General features: G+C 72.3%; 15 protein-coding genes and 1 pseudogene. 5 read left to right on the top strand and 11 right to left on the bottom strand.

The features are described 5' to 3' along the window. Positions 1–46: 46 nt before the first annotated feature. The 3 genes from ACZ4YL_RS27480 to ACZ4YL_RS27470 all read right to left on the bottom strand — a co-directional run bounded on the left by ACZ4YL_RS27480 (position 47) and on the right by ACZ4YL_RS27470 (position 4,352). Entirely contained in the window at positions 47–1,519 is a 1,473-nt protein-coding gene (locus ACZ4YL_RS27480; protein WP_468120183.1) for a GNAT family N-acetyltransferase, read from the bottom strand. Positions 1,520–1,668: 149 nt separating this feature from the next. Further along, on the bottom strand, positions 1,669–3,237 hold the full coding sequence (locus ACZ4YL_RS27475; RefSeq protein ID WP_468120181.1) for an alkaline phosphatase D family protein: 1,569 nt from the start codon (positions 3,235–3,237) through the stop codon (positions 1,669–1,671). Between the two features lie 263 nt (positions 3,238–3,500). Continuing rightward, a complete protein-coding gene (locus tag ACZ4YL_RS27470) occupies positions 3,501–4,352 on the bottom strand; it encodes an alpha/beta fold hydrolase (RefSeq protein WP_468120179.1) in 852 nt (283 codons plus the stop codon). Between the two features lie 288 nt (positions 4,353–4,640). Here ACZ4YL_RS27470 and ACZ4YL_RS27465 point away from each other — a divergent pair, with 288 nt between their 5' ends. Next, entirely contained in the window at positions 4,641–5,411 is a 771-nt protein-coding gene (locus ACZ4YL_RS27465) for a GntR family transcriptional regulator (protein ID WP_468120178.1), read from the top strand. A 128-nt stretch (positions 5,412–5,539) separates the two neighbouring features. Here ACZ4YL_RS27465 and ACZ4YL_RS27460 read toward each other — a convergent pair whose 3' ends face one another. The 3 genes from ACZ4YL_RS27460 to ACZ4YL_RS27450 all read right to left on the bottom strand — a co-directional run bounded on the left by ACZ4YL_RS27460 (position 5,540) and on the right by ACZ4YL_RS27450 (position 8,625). Then, a complete protein-coding gene (locus ACZ4YL_RS27460) occupies positions 5,540–6,694 on the bottom strand; it encodes an ROK family transcriptional regulator (RefSeq protein WP_468120176.1) in 1,155 nt (384 codons plus the stop codon). A 100-nt stretch (positions 6,695–6,794) separates the two neighbouring features. Further along, positions 6,795–7,445: a response regulator transcription factor gene (locus ACZ4YL_RS27455; protein ID WP_150256360.1), complete on the bottom strand. Its 651-nt coding sequence runs from the start codon at positions 7,443–7,445 to the stop codon at positions 6,795–6,797. 4 nt (positions 7,446–7,449) lie between these two features. Beyond that, positions 7,450–8,625: a sensor histidine kinase gene (locus ACZ4YL_RS27450; RefSeq protein WP_468120174.1), complete on the bottom strand. Its 1,176-nt coding sequence runs from the start codon at positions 8,623–8,625 to the stop codon at positions 7,450–7,452. Between the two features lie 108 nt (positions 8,626–8,733). Between ACZ4YL_RS27450 and ACZ4YL_RS27445 the strand changes: the two genes are divergently transcribed. From ACZ4YL_RS27445 to ACZ4YL_RS27435, 3 genes are read left to right on the top strand one after another with little or no spacing between them, the layout of a single operon-like run. After that, positions 8,734–9,645 (top strand): ABC transporter ATP-binding protein, encoded by a 912-nt coding sequence (locus tag ACZ4YL_RS27445; protein WP_468120172.1) that lies wholly within the window; start codon positions 8,734–8,736, stop codon positions 9,643–9,645. A 37-nt stretch (positions 9,646–9,682) separates the two neighbouring features. After that, on the top strand, positions 9,683–10,432 hold the full coding sequence (locus tag ACZ4YL_RS27440; RefSeq protein ID WP_468120170.1) for an ABC transporter permease: 750 nt from the start codon (positions 9,683–9,685) through the stop codon (positions 10,430–10,432). Positions 10,433–10,472: 40 nt separating this feature from the next. Then, complete coding sequence (locus ACZ4YL_RS27435; protein WP_468120168.1) at positions 10,473–10,910, top strand: hypothetical protein; 438 nt, start codon at positions 10,473–10,475, stop codon at positions 10,908–10,910. Between the two features lie 21 nt (positions 10,911–10,931). Here the strand turns inward: ACZ4YL_RS27435 and mug are convergent, their stop codons facing one another. From mug to ACZ4YL_RS27410, 5 genes and pseudogenes are all read right to left on the bottom strand, one after another. After that, positions 10,932–11,486, bottom strand: a complete 555-nt coding sequence (gene mug, locus ACZ4YL_RS27430; protein ID WP_468120298.1) for a G/U mismatch-specific DNA glycosylase — start codon at positions 11,484–11,486, stop codon at positions 10,932–10,934. After that, positions 11,483–12,916 (bottom strand): adenylosuccinate lyase, encoded by a 1,434-nt coding sequence (gene purB / locus ACZ4YL_RS27425; RefSeq protein WP_351154562.1) that lies wholly within the window; start codon positions 12,914–12,916, stop codon positions 11,483–11,485. The genes mug and purB overlap by 4 nt, the downstream gene beginning before the upstream one ends. A gap of 71 nt (positions 12,917–12,987) precedes the next feature. After that, positions 12,988–13,772: pseudogene (locus ACZ4YL_RS27420) on the bottom strand (SGNH/GDSL hydrolase family protein). A 65-nt stretch (positions 13,773–13,837) separates the two neighbouring features. Beyond that, positions 13,838–14,863 carry a hemolysin family protein gene (locus tag ACZ4YL_RS27415; protein ID WP_468120166.1) on the bottom strand — a complete coding sequence of 342 codons (1,026 nt, stop codon included), beginning with the start codon at positions 14,861–14,863 and terminating at the stop codon, positions 13,838–13,840. Continuing rightward, positions 14,860–16,194 carry a hemolysin family protein gene (locus tag ACZ4YL_RS27410; RefSeq protein ID WP_468120164.1) on the bottom strand — a complete coding sequence of 445 codons (1,335 nt, stop codon included), beginning with the start codon at positions 16,192–16,194 and terminating at the stop codon, positions 14,860–14,862. The genes ACZ4YL_RS27415 and ACZ4YL_RS27410 overlap by 4 nt, the downstream gene beginning before the upstream one ends. A 206-nt stretch (positions 16,195–16,400) precedes the next feature. On the opposite strand from ACZ4YL_RS27410, the gene ACZ4YL_RS27405 reads away from it, so the two are divergent. After that, positions 16,401–16,823, top strand: coding sequence for a GNAT family N-acetyltransferase (locus ACZ4YL_RS27405; protein ID WP_468120162.1), 423 nt, complete (start codon positions 16,401–16,403; stop codon positions 16,821–16,823). Positions 16,824–16,884 lie beyond the last annotated feature (61 nt).

Below are 16,884 nucleotides of genomic sequence, written 5' to 3'. Positions count from 1 at the left end.
TCCGCCGGAGCCGGTGCCCGGTCAGGGCCCCGGTCCGGACGGATCGTCAACGGCGGCGGCGCGGAGCCGACTGCTCGTGCGGGAGCTCGCGGGGATGCTCGTAGGGAAGTTCGTAGGGCGGCCGGGAGCTGACCGGGGTCGCGTCCAGCCGGGCGGTGATCACCAGGGTGCCCTCCTCGATCTGGTAGTCGAGGGGGAGGCCGAGGCCGCGCATGGCGGCGACCATGCCGGTGTTGGAGGCCTGGGTGACGGCGTACACGCTGTCGCACCCGGCCTCGACGGCCATCGAGATGAGCCGGCGCAGCAGCTCGGAGCCGATGCCGCGGCGCTGCCAGTCGTCCTCGATGAGCAGGGCGACCTCGGTCTCGTCGCCGTCCCACAGCAGGTGGCCGAGGGCGACGAGCTTCCCGGAGGCGGTGGTCGCGGCGAGGGTGCGGCCGAAGCGGGGGCTCAGCAGGTGGCCGAGGTAGCGGTCGGCGTCGTGGACGGGGCCGTGGTAGCGCAGCGACAGGGTGCGCTCGGAGCAGCGGTCGTGCATGGCGCGGGCCGCCGGCCGGTCGGAGCCGTCGGCGCGGCGCACGGTGATCTCGTTGCCCTCGGGCAGGGTCAGTACGTCCTGACTGCGCGGGACGCGGGGGCCGAGCCGGGCGTCGAGCTCGACGAGCGCGCGGGCCCGGGCGAACTCGGTCGGGGTGAAGGGAAGGTAGGGCCGCTCCACGGTGATCGCACCGCCGGAGGGGTCGCGCAGCCGCATGACCGTGGCCTCCAGCACCCCCTCGACCGGGGAGTCCGCGCCGGCGTTGGGGCGGCCGGAGAGGGTGGTCGCCGGGATCGAGTGGATCGTGCAGCGGCCGAGCAGCTGGCGCAGGGCGAGGGGCAGCTCGGCGGCGTCCAGGGCGGTGCGGGTGGCGAGACCGAGGACCCGCGTCGGGGTGTCGACCAGGTCGTGGGCGTCGGCGCGCTCGGTCCAGGTGCTGTGGCCGCCGGCCCGGGAGATCGCCCGGGCGAGGTCGGCGGAGGGCAGCTCCTGCGGGGCGCGCAGCAGGAACTCGTCGACCGTGCCGCCCTCGGGGAGCGGGTGTGTCTGGAGGGTCAGGATGTCGACGCCGTTGCGGGCGAGGGCGGTGCACAGGGCGGCCAGGGAGCCGGGCTCGTCCCGTACGGTCGTGCGCATCCGCCAGAGCGTGGTGCTGCTGGCGGTCGCGGTCGCGGTTGCCGTTGCTGTCGCGGTCGCGCCGGAGGTCGTCGACGGGAGCGGCTCCGGATCGGTGGGGGCTGTGCTCCGCGGCGGGGGCGCATGGCTGTGGCGCCGTGCCCACCAGGTGTGGAAGGCCGCCGTCACCAGGAGTACGACGGCCGAGGCCACCAGCAGGACCGGGCCCCTCGGGCCGTGCACGACGAGATTGGCGATGGCGTCGGCCACCGCGACGGCGCAGAACATTGCGGCGAGTTCGACGACGTCGCGGCGCCAGTGGTGACGGTGGGAACGGTGGGCGGAGGCGGGGTTACGGTCAGTCATGCACACCACTGTGGCGCAGGGGTGTTGCGTGATCACGAACGATCTGTGACCGACTGGTTAAGTGTCCATCTGGCCGATTTCACCCAGTTTTCGGGGCCATTTCCGGATCGCGGGTCGGAGGGGCCGGCGGTGCCGGCGGCATCTGGGCGTCACTGACCCACACGCCCGGGCTGGAGCGTCCGGGTGAAGAGTACGTCCCCTCCCTGACGGCGCAGGCGGACGGTGAGTTCCCCGCTGCCGCCGTCGATGTCGACCTCGCCGTAGTACGGAGGGTTCTCGGACGGTGACATGTTGGCGAAGGGAGCCGACTGTACGAAGGCCGTCTCCGGGCCGAAGGTGGTATCGAGCCGCCCGGCCGGGAAGCCGCCGGCGCCGATCGGGCCGGACACGAACTCCCAGAACGGTGCGAAGTCGGTGAAGGCCGCCCGCTCGGGCGCGTAGTGGTTCGCGGCGGTGTAGTGGACGTCGGCCGTGACCCAGACGGTGCCCGTGATGCGCTGGTGCTTGATGTGTCGCAGGAGTTCGGCGATCTGGAGCTCGCGGCCCAGCGGAGCGCCCGGGTCGCCCTGGGCGACGGCCTCGAAGTTCGCGGCCCCGTCGGGGACGACGATGCCGAGCGGCATGTCGGCGGCGATGACCTTCCAGGTGGCGCGGGAGCGGGAGAGCTCGCGCTTGACCCAGGCCAGCTGCTCGGGGCCGAGGATGCCGATGGGGTCCTCGGTCTGGGTGCCGGGGGAGTTGGCGTTGCGGTAGGTCCGCATGTCGAGCACGAAGACGTCGAGCAGCGGGCCGTACCGCATCACCCGGTACATCCGGCCCTCGGCGCGGCCTCCGCGCAGGTCGGTGACGGGGAAGTACTCGCCGAAGGCCTGGCGGGCGCGGGCGGCGAGGGTGTCGGCCTCCTTGACGGTGTAGCGGGGGTCGTCGATGAGCTGGCCGGGGTACCAGTTGTTGCGCACCTCGTGGTCGTCCCACTGGGCGAGGACCGGGACCTGGGCGTTGAAGCCGAGCAGATTGCGATCGAGCAGGTTGTAGCGGAAGTTCCCGCGGAACTCGGCGAGCGTCTCGGCGACCTTCGCCTTCTCCTCGGTGGTGACGTTCCGCCAGAGGCTGCCGTCGCGGAGCGGGGCGGTGGCCTTGATCGGCCCGTCGGCGTAGATCGTGTCTCCGCTGAAGAGGAAGAAGTCGGGGTTGCGCAGCCGCATCTCCTCGAAGACGCGGTAGCCGCCGAGATCGGGGTTGATGCCCCAGCCCTGGCCCGCCAGGTCGCCGGACCACAGGAAGCGCACGTCGTGGCGGCGGGAGACGGGGGTGGTGCGGAAGGTGCCGTGGACCGGCGCGGAGCTGCGGCGGGGGTCGTCGGGGTCGGTCAGGACGACCCGGTAGTGGATCTGCCGGCCGGGCGGCAGGTCGCGCAGCACGGTGGTTCCGGTGAAATCGCTCGACGGGCCGAGCAGCGGGCCGCGGTGGCGGCGTACGGCGTAGCGGAACGCCTCGCTCGGGGAGGTCTCGACGTACATCCGCGCCAGGCGGTCGGAACGGGTCCACACGGTGGCCGAGTGGGCGGTGATCTCGCCGGACTGGACGCCCCAGAGCGCGCCCGGCCGGCCGGAGCGGGCGAAGGCGGGGACGGCGAGCGCCGGGGCGGCGATCAGCGCGGAGGACAGGGCGAGGGAACCGCCGATGAGGGACCGTCGGGTGTGCGGGATCGATGCCATCGGTACGTCTCCTGGGGCCGGCGAGGACGGGTCGGACCAGCGTGCCGTCGCACACCGGCCCGGCCGCGTCGCCCACGCGAACCGCGGATGAACAGCCGTCAGCCGCTCATTCGTTCATCTGTTCAGGTGTTTGGCCGATTCAGCCAACTCGGCGGAATCGGTCGGTCCGGGATCCGGGCCGATCGGCCCGACCGACCGACTGGCCCGACCGACCGACCGACCGACTGGCCCGCCCGACCGGTCCGGCTGCCCGGTCCGGCCCTTCAGGCGGCGACGAGCCGCACGCTGCGGACCGTGTCCAGCACCACCCGGGACACGAGCGCCGGATCGTCGTTCATAGGGACGTGGCCGCAGCCCGGGAGCCGGACCAGCCGGGCGCCGGGGACGGTGTGCTTGGCGCGGATGCCTTGGCGGCGCAGCAGCAGCCGGTCGCGGGTGCCCCAGGCGATGGTGACCGGCAGGCCGGGCACGTCGTCGGTGAACCGCACGGAGCCGCCCGCGGCCAGGGTGTCCTCGAAGCCGGTGGCATCGCGCAGGGCGAGGGTCTCGGCGACGACCGCCTCGGCCGGACGGCGGGACGGGCGGGCGTAGATGGTGCCGGTGAGCGCGGCGCGGCCGGCGGCGGTGCGCGAGAGCCGCCGTACGGCGGGCAGGGGCAGCGCCTTGGCGCCGGCGCGCATCGCGAGGAGGGTGGCGAAGGCGTAGCGGCGCTCGGCCTCGGTCCAGAACCCGGCGGGGGAGAGGGCGGTGACGGAGCGGACGAGGTTGCTCCGGCCCATCTCGAGCGCGAGCAGACCGCCGAGCGAGTTGCCCGCGACGTGCGGGCGCTCGACGCCGAGGGCCGCGCAGAGCGCCCCGAGTGCCGGAGCCACGGTCCCCAGGGAGTACGGAACGCCCTTGGGCAGGGGCTCCGAGGCGCCGAAGCCGGGCAGGTCGACGGCGATCACGTCGTGCTCGGCGGCCAGGATGTCGATCACCGGGTGCCAGGCCTGGAGGTGATGGCCTATGCCGTGCAGCAGGAGGAGCGGTTCGCCGGCGCCTTTGCGCTCGTAGGCGACGGTGGTGGGGCGGGGGCCGAGCGGCGAATCGATCGTGAAGGAGACCGTGGCGGTCATGCTGCTCCTCGTCGGTTGGACGCGTGCGAGACAGGATGTCAGTAGTGCCTACCGCCATGATTACCGTCCGGTAGCCCTTGACTACAAGCCTTCCGCGCCGACGAGAACATCCTATGAACGGCTTGATACGTATGCCCGTTCTGCCCGGCAAAGGTATGAGCATTGGTCTTGACCAAGGGGGTGTGCCGTCCTATCGTCGCAGGGATAGTGCAGGAACCTTTAATAAACAAAGGCGCGGAACTGCCGCTGGAACACACGGCGAGTGCAGCGATGGCAGGAGGAGTCAGGGTGGGGACCACGCAGCTCGAAACGGCACCGGAGCCGAAGTACTGGCACCTCAAGACCGTCCTCAGCGAGGCGCTCGACCAGGACTTCGCCGTCGGCGAGGTGCTGCCCAACGAGCGTGAGCTCGCGGCCCGTTTCGGAGTCGCCCGCGCGACGCTGCGTCAGGCGCTGGAGCAGCTGGAGCTCGAAGGCCGGCTGCAGCGCCGCCGTGGCGTGGGCACCACCGTCGCCCCGCCGCGTGTCGGTGTCGCCGTGGGCACCGCGCAGCACAGTTGGCCCGGCGAGAGCGTCGACGGCTGGGAGCCGGTCGACGCGGCCGAGACCCTGCCGACGGCCGCGGTGCTGAAACTCCTCGGTACCGGGGGCGCCTTCGCCGCCGACCAGCCGGTGCACACGGTGCGCCGGACCCGGGTCACCCACGGCCAGGCCGTCGCCGCCGAACTGCTCTACGTCCCCGCCGCGTCCGTGCCCGGACTCCCCGCCATCGAGGCCCCGGCCGGACCGGCCCGCGCCCGCGCCGTCCTGCGCGAACTGCAGCGGCTGGTACTCGAAGGCCAGGACCGCTCGGTGGAACTCGGCTCCGCCCGCGCCGACGACGCCAAGGAACTGGACCGCCTGCCCGGCGCCCCGGTGCTCCTGGTCACCACGCGCTACTTCACCACCGCGGGCACGGCGGCGGTCTCGGTGGCCACCTACCGCGCGGACACCTGCCGTCTCACCTTCGGCGACTCGGGCAACGTCGAGATCACCCACGAGCCGCGCGTCGCCTCCTGACGCCGTCCGGGGCGACTCTTCGGTCCCCGGTCCTTCCGAGTACGCGGACACGGACGCGGTCACGGCCCGGCCCCAGCCACTGCTGGGGCCGGGCCGTTGCCGCGTGTGCGGGAGGGCGCGGAGCGGGGTCAGCGGCGGGCCGTGACCGTCTTCTCCACCGCGAAGAGCTCCTCCTCGACGTGGTCCAGCGCGAGCCGGAGGGCGCCGGTCGCCACCGCGGCCTCGCCGAGCATGGACTGGGCCACCCTCGGCGGGCGCAGACAGTAGCGCTCCAGCTCCTGGCGGAGGGGCTCCAGGACCCCGTCCAGACCGGCCGCCCAGCCGCCGACGACCACGAGCTCCGGATCCATCGCCAGGACCAGCGCCGCCACGTCGTGCACCAGCCGCTGCAGGAACCTTTCCACGGCGGCCACCGCCCGCTCGTCGCCCCGCTTGGCCATCGCGAAGACCTCGGCGACGGCAGCCTCGTCCAGCGGATGCAGCGGCTCACCGGTGGTCGACAGCAACCGCTCGGGCGTGACCTCACGGCCCAGCAGGTGCAGGGCGCCGATCTCGCCGGCCGCCCCGCCGAAGCCGCGGTGCAGCCTGCCGCCGATCAGCGAGCCGGCGCCGGGGCTGAGCCCGGCCATCACGAACACCATGTCGCCGGTGTCCCGCGCGGCGCCCTTCCAGTGCTCGGCGACCGCCGCCGCATTGGCGTCGTTCTCGACCTGGACCGGGCAGCGGAAGGAGCGCCGCAGCCGTTCCCCCAGGGGCAGTCCGGTCCAGCCGGGCAGCGCGGTGCCGAGGCGGACCGTGCCGTCCGCCTCCACGATCCCGGGGCTGCCGACACCTACCGCCCGCAGCGAGTCCCGTGGCACGCCGGCGCGGCGCAGCAGATCGGCGACGGCCGCCCGTACCCGCTCCAGCCGCTCATCGGCGGACGCCGTCTCCGAGACGTCCTTGGTACCGGCCCCGATGACGCGGCCGTCCAGCCCGGACAGCAGCACCGCGATCCGGTGCGAGCCGATCTCGATGCCCAGCAGGTACCCCGCCTCGGTCCGGAAGCGGAACCGCCTGGCCGGGCGGCCCTGCCGCCGCGCGCCCTCCTCCGCGTCCGCCTCGACGACGAGCCCGGTCCCGATCAGCCCCTCCACGACGCCCTCGACGGTCGGCCGGGAGAGCCCCGTCAGCCGTGTGAGATCGGTGAGGGTCGGCGATCCGGCCGTCCGCAGGGCGCGCAGCACCACGGCGGAATTGATCCGCCGGAGCAGAGAGGGGTCCCCGCCGGTCAGCTGCCCCAACGTGTGTCCTCCCAGGTAGCGAGCTTGTCAGCCGGATCGTACTGCCCGCCCGGTGCGTCGGCGAGAAGCAGCCCCCCATCGGCCGGAAGCAGACCTTCCCTCATGCGGGGGAGACGAACCCCGACTCGTACGCCGTGATCACCGCCTGAGTCCGGTCCCGCGCCCCCAGCTTCGCCAGGATCGCGCTGACGTGGGACTTGACCGTCTCCGTGCCGATGATCAGCTCGGCGGCGATCTCCACGTTGGTGAGCCCCCGCGCCATCAGCCGCAGGACCGCCTCCTCCCGCTCGGTCAGGGCGGCCCGCTCCAGCGCCGCCCGGGCCTGCCGGTTCCCGTACTCTGCGGCCAGGGCCCGCACGGCCGCCGGGAAGAGCAGCGTCTCGCCCTCCGCCACCAGCCGTACCGCGTGCACGATCTCCGAAGGCCTGGCCCGCTTCAGCAGGAACCCGTCCGCTCCCGCCCGCAGCGCCTGGTAGACGTACTCGTCGTTCTCGAAGGTGGTGACCACGAGGATCTTCGGCGGGGAGTCCACCGTCCGCAGCACCGCACGGGTCGCCTCGATCCCGTCGAGGAGCGGCATCCGCACGTCCATCGCCACCACATCCGGCCGCAACTGCCGGACCAGCGGGATCACGGAGGCCCCGTCGGCAGCCTCACCCACCACCTCGATGTCGGGCTGGGCATCCAGGACGGCGCGCAGACCCGCACGCACCAGGGGTTCGTCGTCGACGAGCAGTACGGTAACCGGCATCCGGTCAGCGTATTCGCTCCAGCGGCAGCCGGGCGCGCACTCTCCAACCACCCTCGTACAGCCCGGTTTCGGCCTCTCCGCCGAGCAGCGCGGCCCGCTCCCGGATCCCGCGCAGGCCGCTGCCACCGCCGACCGTGACCCCGGGGCGTTCCGGCAGCGGGTTCGTCACCTCCAGGTCCAGCCGGCCCGCGGCCATGTCCACCCGAATGCGCACCGGCACCGGGCCGCAATGACGCAGTACGTTGGTCAGCGCCTCCTGCAGGATCCGGTAGCCCTCCCGGGTGACCGGTTCCGGCAACTTCTCCAGCGGCCCTGTCAGTTGCGCGTCCACCACGGAGCCGGAGGCCCGGGCCGACTCCAGGAGCCGGTCGGCCTCCGCCAGCGTCGGCCACTGCGACGGCGGCTGTCCCGACTCCCGCAGCACCCCCAGCACCCGCTCCAGATCCTCCAGCGCGGCCCGGCCCGTCTCCTCGATCGCGCACAGTGCCCGGTCGGTGAAGGCGGGATCACCCGCGGCGCGCGCCGCACCCGCCTGCACGACGGCCACGGTGAGCGCGTGCCCGATGGAGTCGTGCAGTTCCCGCGCGATGCGGGTGCGTTCCAGCAGCTGCTCCGTGCGTGCCTCCAGCGCGGTCAGCCGTTCGGCGGCGGACGGGCTGAGCAGGCGGGTGGCGGCCGCGGTGATCAACTCGCCGAGCACGGCCACGACGGCGATGAGTACGACCAACGGCACGGGCACGAGCAGTGCGGCGGCCCACCGCCCGGGCACGAACGGCAGGAAGTGATCCGGCCCCATGGGATGCCCGATCGCTATCGCGACGAGCTCCACGGCCATCGCCGACAGCCAGACCGTGGCGCCGAACGCACCTACGGCGATGACCAACCGCGTCTCCAGCCACAGCACGGTTCGCCAGCGGTCCCCCCAGCGGGCCGACGGAGCGAGGCTTATGGCGCTGTCGGAGGAGTCGCGGTCGTACGGTGTGAGCAGGAACTGTGCCTGAAGACCTTCCGCCAGTCGCACCCAGGGGACCAGCCCGAACGGCAGGACGAGCAGCAGCGGCACCCAGGGCCACCGGGGCATGATGAACATCCATACCGCCAGCAGAAGCAGCGGCACGCACAGGTGCAACCAGCGTGAATAGGTCACCGGTTGGAACGGGGCGCGCAGCAGTCGGTTCATGACTCCATGGTGGCAGCGCCCTGTTCACGGCCGTCTCCCCCACGTGGGGGAGACGGCACCCTCGCATGGGGGAGGGGAGGGGGTGGGGCCGGCGGCGAGTCTTGAGCCATGAACAGCATCGAGATCCGAGAACTCACCAAGCGATACGGCACCCACCGTGCGGTGGACGGCCTCACCTTCGATGTCCTGCCCGGGCGGGTGACCGGATTCCTGGGCCCCAACGGCGCGGGTAAGTCCACCACGATGCGTCTGCTCCTGGGTCTGGACCGGCCCACGTCCGGCACGGCCACGATCGGTGGCGTGCGCTACCTGGACCTGACGGACCCGCTGCACCGGGTGGGGGCGCTCCTCGACGCCCAGGCGGCCCACGGCGGCCGCACCGCCCACGACCACCTCCGCCTGCTCGCCGCGGCCGGCCGGATCCCGATGCGCCGGGTGGAAGAGGTCCTGGAGCAGACCGGCATAGCCTCCGTCGCGAAGCGGCGGATCAAATCCTTCTCGCTCGGCATGCGCCAGCGCCTCGGTATCGCCGCCGCTCTCATCGGCGACCCGGGAGTGCTCCTGCTGGACGAGCCCACCAACGGCCTGGACCCCGAGGGCATCATCTGGATCCGCGAGCTGATGCGCTCCCTCGCCGCCGACGGACGCGCCGTCCTGGTCTCCAGCCATCTGATGTCGGAGACTTCGGCGCTGGCCGACCACCTGGTCGTGCTCGGCAAGGGCAAGCTCCTGGCCGACACCTCGATGGAGGCGTTCATCGACGCCCGCAGCACCCCGAGAGCGCGCCTGCGGACCTCCGACCCCGCCCGGCTGCGGGCCGCACTGGCCCGCGACGGCTTCGAGCTGGCGGCCGCGGACGACGGGCGGTGGAACGTCGAAGGCATACGGGCCGAGCAGCTCGGCGGCCTGGCCGCCCGTGAGGGGGTTCCCCTGCTGGAACTCTCCGACGAGCGCGCCTCGCTGGAGCAGGCCTACCTCGACCTCACCGCCGATCACGCGCAGTTCAGCGCGGCCCACTGACCGTCCACCCGCTCCCGTACCCTCTGGAGGCTTCGCCATGAGCGTCGCACTGCCCACGACCCCCGTACTGCACTCGGAATGGATCAAGATCAGGTCTCTCAGGGGCACCTTCTGGTCGCTGATATCCGTGCTCGTCCTCACCGTCGGCATCCAGGCGCTGGTGGCTGCGGCCCTGGGCCGGGCCGAGGAGGGCAGCATGGGTGACGACCCGCTCCTCGCGGCCTTCTACGGACTCAACTTCGGCCAGATAGCGGCCATCGCCTTCGGGGCCACCGCCTTCTCCGCCGAGTTCCACAACGGAGCACTGCGCACCAGCCTCACCGCTGTGCCCGACCGTACGCGGTTCTACTTGTCGAAGATCTCGATGCTGGGCGCGCTCGCTCTCGTGGCCGGCCAGCTCGCGGGCTTGCTGACCTTCGTGGCCGGACAGTCGTTCATGGGCCACGACGCCCTTGAGCTGGGCGACCCCGGCACCGTGCGGGCCGTCGTCGGCTGCGGTCTCTACCTGACGCTCATGACGCTGTTCGCGGCCGGACTCACGGCGGTGCTGCGCAGCGGGTTGGCCGTCCTGAGCATTCTCATACCCTTCGTCGTCATGGTGTCCTTCATCGTGGGCGCGGCGGCGACCGGGGTGGGGCAGTTCATGCCGGACCGGGCCGGGCAGGCGATGATGCGCAGCCAGCAGTCCGGCGACCTCGGTCCGTGGGCCGGGCTCGGGGTGCTGGCGCTGTGGGCGCTGACCGCGGTGCTGGGGGGCTGGCTGGCGATGCGCCGCCGGGACGCGTGACGCCGGGCCAGTTGTCAGTGGCCCTCGGGATACTGACGGTATGACCACGGCAGAGCACCTCGACACGATCGACCGGCTCCGGGCGAGGGAGTTCCCGCCCGAGCCGGTCCGGACCGGAGGAAACAGCAGCGGCCCGGGATTCCACCTGGTTCAGCTCGCCCGGACGCGGGGCTTCTGGGACGACGACGGTTCGGACCGGATCGAGGCAGCCGACCAGATCGGAGCCGAGTACGGGGCGTTCGTCCAGGCCGCGACCGACCGGTGGGGGGAGCCGCAGGTCTTCGGCCTGGGGACGCTGAGGGACCGCGGATTCGCCGGGGAGGAGATACCGCAGCCGTGGGACGAGCTGGGCAGCAGCACCGACCACGTGCACCTGTGGCGGATCGGCGCCCACTGGCTGGTGGTCTACGTGGCGCAGTGGGCCGATGAGGACCCCTACCAGCTGATGGCAGGGGTCACGGTCACCGACCCGCCCTAGACGATCTGTTGGCCGGTAGGTCTAGTCGGGCTGGGGCTCGTCGGCCTCGGCGGCGCTGCGGAGGCGGGCGTACTCCTGGGCCATGGAATCGGCGGTCCAGTGGGCGTTGAGACCGCTCGGGTTGGGGAGGGCCCAGATGCGCGTGGAGCCGATGGTCCGCTCCTGGGGGCCGATCTGTGCCTTCTTCTCGCCGAAGGCGGTGCGGTAGGCAGTGACGCCGACGACCGCCAGCCACTGGGGGCGCAGGAGTTCCACCTTGGCCGTCAGGATGCGGCCCCCCTCGCGGAACTCCTCGGCGCTCAGCTCGTCGGCGCGGGCCGTGGCCCGGGCCACGACGTTGGTGATGCCGAGACGGTAGGTCAGCAGCTCTTCCTGCTCCGCGGGGGCGAGGCGGCGCGGGGTGAAGCCCGAGAGGTGCAGGACGGGCCAGAACCGGTTGCCGGGGCGGGCGAAGTGGTGGCCCGTCGCGGCGGAGAGGAGTCCGGGGTTGATTCCGCAGAAGAGCACACGCAGACCGCCCGCGACCACGTCCGGGAGGACGCGGTCGCGGGCGGCGTTCAGCTCGTCGGGGGTCAGAGGATCGACCCCGGCGCGTACCCGGCGGCCTCCGGGTGCTGCTTGGCGATCGTCTCGATACGGGAGACCACCACCGCGACCTGGTCGCCCGCGGCGCCCGTGAACGACAGCTTGTCGGCCATCAGGGCGTCGAGCTGGGCCCGGTCCAGCGGCATCCGCTCGTCCGCGGCCAGCTTGTCCAGCAGCTCGTTGCGCTCGGCGCCCTGCTCGCGCATGGCGAGCGCGGAGGCCACGGCGTGCTCCTTGATGACCTCGTGGGCGGCCTCGCGGCCCACGCCGGCCCGTACCGCGCCCATCAGGACCTTGGTGGTCGCGAGGAAGGGCAGGTAGCGGTCCAGCTCGCGGGCGACGACCGCCGGGAAGGCGCCGAACTCGTCGAGGACCGTCAGGAAGGTCTCCAGCAGGCCGTCGAAGGCGAAGAAGGCGTCCGGCAGGGCCACGCGGCGGACCACGGAGCAGGAGACGTCGCCCTCGTTCCACTGGTCGCCGGCCAGCTCGCCGGTCATCGAGGCGTAGCCGCGCAGGATGACCATCAGGCCGTTCACGCGCTCGCAGGAGCGGGTGTTCATCTTGTGCGGCATCGCCGAGGAACCGACCTGGCCGGGCTTGAAGCCCTCGGTCACCAGCTCGTGGCCGGCCATCAGGCGGATGGTCTTGGCGATCGACGACGGGGCGGCGGCCAGCTGCACCAGCGCGGTGACCACGTCGTAGTCGAGCGAGCGCGGGTAGACCTGGCCGACCGAGGTGAAGGCCTGGGCGAAGCCGAGGTGGGCGGCGATCCGCTGCTCCAGGTCGGCCAGCTTGGCGGCGTCGCCGCCCAGCAGGTCGAGCATGTCCTGGGCGGTGCCGACCGGGCCCTTGATCCCGCGCAGCGGGTAGCGGCCCAGCAGGTCCTCCAGGCGGTCGTAGGCCACCAGCAGCTCGTCGGCCGCGGTCGCGAAGCGCTTGCCCAGGGTGGTGGCCTGCGCAGCCACGTTGTGGGAGCGGCCGGCCATGACCAGCTCGGCGTGCTCGCCGGCCAGCTTGCCGAGGCGGGCGAGCACCGCGACCGTGCGGTCCCGGGCGAGCTCCAGCGAGAGCCGGATCTGCAGCTGCTCGACGTTCTCGGTCAGGTCGCGGGAGGTCATGCCCTTGTGGACGTGCTCGTGACCGGCGAGGGCGTTGAACTCCTCGATGCGGGCCTTCACGTCGTGCCGGGTGACCTTCTCGCGCTCGGCGATGGAGGCGAGGTCGACGGTCTCGAGGACGCGCTCGTAGTCGGCGAGGGCCTCGTCCGGGACCTCGATACCGAGGTCCTTCTGGGCGCGCAGCACGGCGAGCCACAGCCGCCGCTCCAGCGTCACCTTGTACTCGGGGGACCACAGGACGGCGAGCTCCGCGGAGGCGTAGCGGCCGGCCAGGACATTGGGGATGCGGGGCTTGGCAGTCACGTGGAGGGATTCTACTTGGGCCACCGCTGTGTGTTTACGCAGGTAGGGCCACCACTCGGGATTGTGCCTTGCTACGAGAGCGGCGAGTCCCCGTACGGCAGCAGCTCGGGCCGCTTGGCCGGGCGGCCGTCCCCGGAGGAGCGGCCCGTCAGGCGGCGGCCGATCCAGGGGAGCAGGTGCTGCCGGGCGAAGCTCAGGTCCTGGGTCCGGCGTACGGTCCAGCCCGGGGGAGCGGAGAGCGGCAGTTCGGTGCGCCAGTCCAGTTCGGCGGGCAGGCCCAGTGCCTGCCAGACGGCCTCCGCCACCCGGCGGTGGCCTTCGGCGGTCAGGTGCAGCCGGTCGACGTCCCACATCCGGGGGTCCGCGAGCACGGAGGCCCCGTACAGGTCCACCACCACGGCGCCGTGCCGGGCGGCGAGCTCCTCGATGACGGCGAAGAGCTCCTCCATGCGCGGCCGGAAGCGTTCCATCACCGGCCCGTTGCGACCGGGGGAGCGCATCAGGACGAGGCGCTTGCAGGAGGGGGCGAGGAGTTCCACCGCCGACTCCAGGTGGTCGCGGACCCGGCTCATGTCCACCTTGGGGCGCAGGGCGTCGTTGAGCCCGCCCACCAAGGTCACCACGTCGGCGCCCCCATCGCCGCCGCGACCGGTACCTGGTCCCCGGTGATCTGGCCGATCAGCTTGCCGCGGACCGCGAGGTTCGCGTAGCGGAAGCCCGGTTCCCGGGCGGCGAGGCGGGCGGCCAGCAGATCGGCCCAGCCGCGGTAGGAGCCGTCCGGAAGCAGGTCGGACATGCCCTCGGTGAAGGAGTCACCGATCGCGACAAAACTGGTGTAAGAGGCATTCATCTCCATGGCGGAGTGATGTTACCGCGCGGTACCCCGGCCCCGCAGGGCCGGGGACCACACGCCTCGAAGGATCACGTGGACGCGGGCCTGCCGAACAGCTCCCGCAGGACGTCCTCCATCGTCACCAGGCCCGTCATGGCGCCGTCCGTCCCGAGTACCGCCGCCAGGTGCGTACGGCTGCGCCGCATGGCGGTCAGCACGTCGTCCAGCGGGGTCTCCGCCCGCACCTGGGCGATCGGCCGCAGCGCCGACACCGGGAAGGGCTCGTCCCGCTCCTCGTCGTCCGCGTCCAGGGCGTCCTTCACGTGCAGGTAGCCCAGGATCTTGTGCTGCGCGTCGATCACCGGGAACCGGGAGTACCCGGACTCGGCCGACAGCAGTTCCAGGCCGCCCGGAGTGATGCCCTCCCGGGCCGGGACCACCCGGTCCGCGGGCAGCACCACATCGGTCACGGGCCGCCGGCCCAGTTCCAGCGCGTCGTGCAGGCGCTCGCTCGCCCGGTCGTCGAGGAGCCCCGCGTCACTGGAGTCCTTGACCATCCGCGCCAGCTCGTCGTCCGAGAAGGTCGCCGCGACCTCGTCCTTGACCTCCACCCGCAGCAGCCGCAGCAGGACGTTGGCGAAGGCGTTGATCGCGAAGATCACCGGTCGCAGCGCCCGCGTGAGGGTCACCAGCGGCGGCCCCAGCAGCAGGGCGGTGCGCACCGGCTCGGACAGCGCCACGTTCTTCGGCAGCATCTCGCCGAAGAGCATGTGCAGGTACGTCGCCAGCGTCAGCGCCACCACGAAGGAGATCGCGTGGGTCACGCCCGCCGGTACCCCGACGAGGTCGAACAGCGGGGTCAGCAGATGGGCGATGGCCGGCTCGGCCACCACGCCCAGCACCAGGGTGCACAGCGTGATGCCCAGCTGGGCCGCCGCCATCAGCGCCGACACGTGCTCCAGTCCCCACAGGACGGCGCGGGCCCGCCGGTCGCCCTGCTCGGCGTACGGTTCGATCTGGCTGCGCCGGACCGAGATCAGCGCGAACTCCGCGCCGACGAAGAAGGCGTTGACGACCAGGGTCAACAGGCCGATCAGCAGCTGGATGACGGTCATCGGGCCTCCTCCGTTCCCGCGGCGGGCCCGGCCGGGGCGTGCAGCAGCACGCGCGCGGCCCGTCGCCCGCCGGCGTCCACCACGTCCAGCTGCCAGCCGTTCAGTTCCATGCGGTCGCCGACCGCCGGGATCCGGCCGAGCTCGGTCGCTATCAGGCCGGCCAGGGTCTCGTACGGACCGTCCGGCACGCGCAGTCCGATCCGCTGCAGCTGGTCGGTGCGCGCCGCGCCGTCGGCGGAATAGAGCTGGCGCCCGGAGTCGTCCGTACCGGCCGGGGCCAGGTCCGGGGTCTCGTGCGGGTCGTGCTCGTCGCGGACCTCGCCGACGACCTCCTCGACGATGTCCTCCAGCGTGGCCACCCCTGCCGTGCCGCCGTACTCGTCGATGACCACGGCCATCGTCTGCTTGCCGGACAGCCGGTCCAGCAGCCGGTCCACGGTCAGCGACTCCGGTACGAGGAGGGGCTCGCGCAGCAGCTGCGACACGGGGCGGCGGCGGCGCTCCGCCGCCGGCAGGGCCAGGACGTCCTTGATGTGGACGATGCCGACGACCGTGTCGAGGCTGCCCCGGTACACCGGGAAGCGGGACAGGCCGGTGGCCAGCGTCGCGTTCGCCACGTCCTCGGCGGTGGTCTGCACGTCGAGGGCGGTCACCTGCACGCGCGGGGTCATCACGTTCTCCGCGGTCAGGTCGGCGAGGTTCAGGGTCCGGACGAAGAGTTCGGCCGTGTCCTCCTCCAGTGCGCCCGCCTTCGCGGAGTGACGCGCGAGGGCGACCAGCTCCTGCGGGGTGCGCGCGGAGGCCAGCTCCTCGGCCGGCTCCATGCCGAAGCGGCGCACCAGGTGGTTCGCGGTGGTGTTGAGGTGGCTGATCAGGGGCCTGAAGGCCCGGCTGAAGACCCGCTGAGTGGTCGCCACGCGCTTGGCGACCGCCAGTGGGGAGGAGATCGCCCAGTTCTTGGGCACCAGCTCGCCGACGACCATCAGGACGACGGTCGAGATCGAGGTGCCGAGGATCAGGGCGGCGGAGGAGGCGGTGGCGGCCGACAGGCCCATGGCCTCGAAGGGGCCCTGGAGCAGGGCGGAGATCGACGGCTTGGAGATCATGCCGATGACCAGGCCGGTGACGGTGATGCCGAGCTGGGCGCCGGAGAGCTGGAACGTCAGGGTGCGGACGGCGGCCAGGGCGCTGTCGGCACCGCGGTCGCCGCGTTCGACGGCCCGTTCGAGTTCGCTGCGCTCGACGGTCGTGAGCGAGAACTCGGCCGCGACGAAGACTCCGCAGGCAAGGCAGAGCAGCAGTGCCACGACGAGCAGGAGCACCTCGGTCATCGGTCGATCACCTCCGTCCCATGATCGGCCAGGAGGAGGGGTGCCGCGCGATGTCGCGAACGCGTATGTCGTGGACCGGGAGGCTCGCCCATGGGCGGACGCTCACACCTTTCACTCAAGAGGGACCTTTCACCACATGGTAAAGGAGGAGCAAAGGGAACGGATCATTCTTTTGGCGGAGCGCGCGCGGATGATGGGATTCGGCCATGACTGATCTTCATATCGGCTCCGCGTCGGCCGCAGACCTGGGTGCAGTCCTGGCCTTCTGGAAGACCGCCGCGGAGGGAACGAGTATCAGCGACGATCTCGCCGGGGTCGAGCGGCTGCACGACCGCGACCCCGGGGCGCTGCTGCTCGCCCGGCGCGACGGGGAGATCGTCGGCACGGTGATCGCCGGGTTCGACGGGTGGCGCTGTCACCTCTACCGGCTCGCCGTGCACCCCGGGTACCGGAGGCAGGGCATCGGGGCCGCGCTGCTGGCCGCCGCCGAGGAGCGGTTCGTGGCGCTGGGCGGGCGGCGCGGGGACGCGATGGTGCTCGATCGCAACGAGCGGGCGCACCGGGTGTGGGATGCGGTGGGCTACCGGCCCCAGGAGCAGTGGACGCGCTGGGTCAAGCCGCTGGGCTAGCCGCCCGTGCCTGGGACTGGGCCGGCGGGTGCGGGGGGGGGGGGGGGGGGGGGGGGGGGCC

It is taken from the genome of Streptomyces sp. NPDC030021, assembly GCF_055574035.1.
This window is presented reverse-complemented; position numbering and strand designations above follow the sequence as displayed.

Excerpts from the sequence above, each read along its gene's own strand:
- ACZ4YL_RS27480 (WP_468120183.1), bottom strand. The coding sequence starts at position 1,519 with ATGACTGACCGTAACCCCGCCTCCGCCCACCGTTCCCACCGTCACCAC.
- ACZ4YL_RS27475 (WP_468120181.1), bottom strand. The coding sequence starts at position 3,237 with ATGGCATCGATCCCGCACACCCGACGGTCCCTCATCGGCGGTTCCCTC.
- ACZ4YL_RS27470 (WP_468120179.1), bottom strand. The coding sequence starts at position 4,352 with ATGACCGCCACGGTCTCCTTCACGATCGATTCGCCGCTCGGCCCCCGC.
- ACZ4YL_RS27455 (WP_150256360.1), bottom strand. The coding sequence starts at position 7,445 with ATGCCGGTTACCGTACTGCTCGTCGACGACGAACCCCTGGTGCGTGCG.
- ACZ4YL_RS27450 (WP_468120174.1), bottom strand. The coding sequence starts at position 8,625 with ATGAACCGACTGCTGCGCGCCCCGTTCCAACCGGTGACCTATTCACGC.
- ACZ4YL_RS27445 (WP_468120172.1), top strand. The coding sequence starts at position 8,734 with ATGAACAGCATCGAGATCCGAGAACTCACCAAGCGATACGGCACCCAC.
- ACZ4YL_RS27440 (WP_468120170.1), top strand. The coding sequence starts at position 9,683 with ATGAGCGTCGCACTGCCCACGACCCCCGTACTGCACTCGGAATGGATC.
- ACZ4YL_RS27435 (WP_468120168.1), top strand. The coding sequence starts at position 10,473 with ATGACCACGGCAGAGCACCTCGACACGATCGACCGGCTCCGGGCGAGG.
- ACZ4YL_RS27415 (WP_468120166.1), bottom strand. The coding sequence starts at position 14,863 with ATGACCGTCATCCAGCTGCTGATCGGCCTGTTGACCCTGGTCGTCAAC.
- ACZ4YL_RS27410 (WP_468120164.1), bottom strand. The coding sequence starts at position 16,194 with ATGACCGAGGTGCTCCTGCTCGTCGTGGCACTGCTGCTCTGCCTTGCC.
- ACZ4YL_RS27405 (WP_468120162.1), top strand. The coding sequence starts at position 16,401 with ATGACTGATCTTCATATCGGCTCCGCGTCGGCCGCAGACCTGGGTGCA.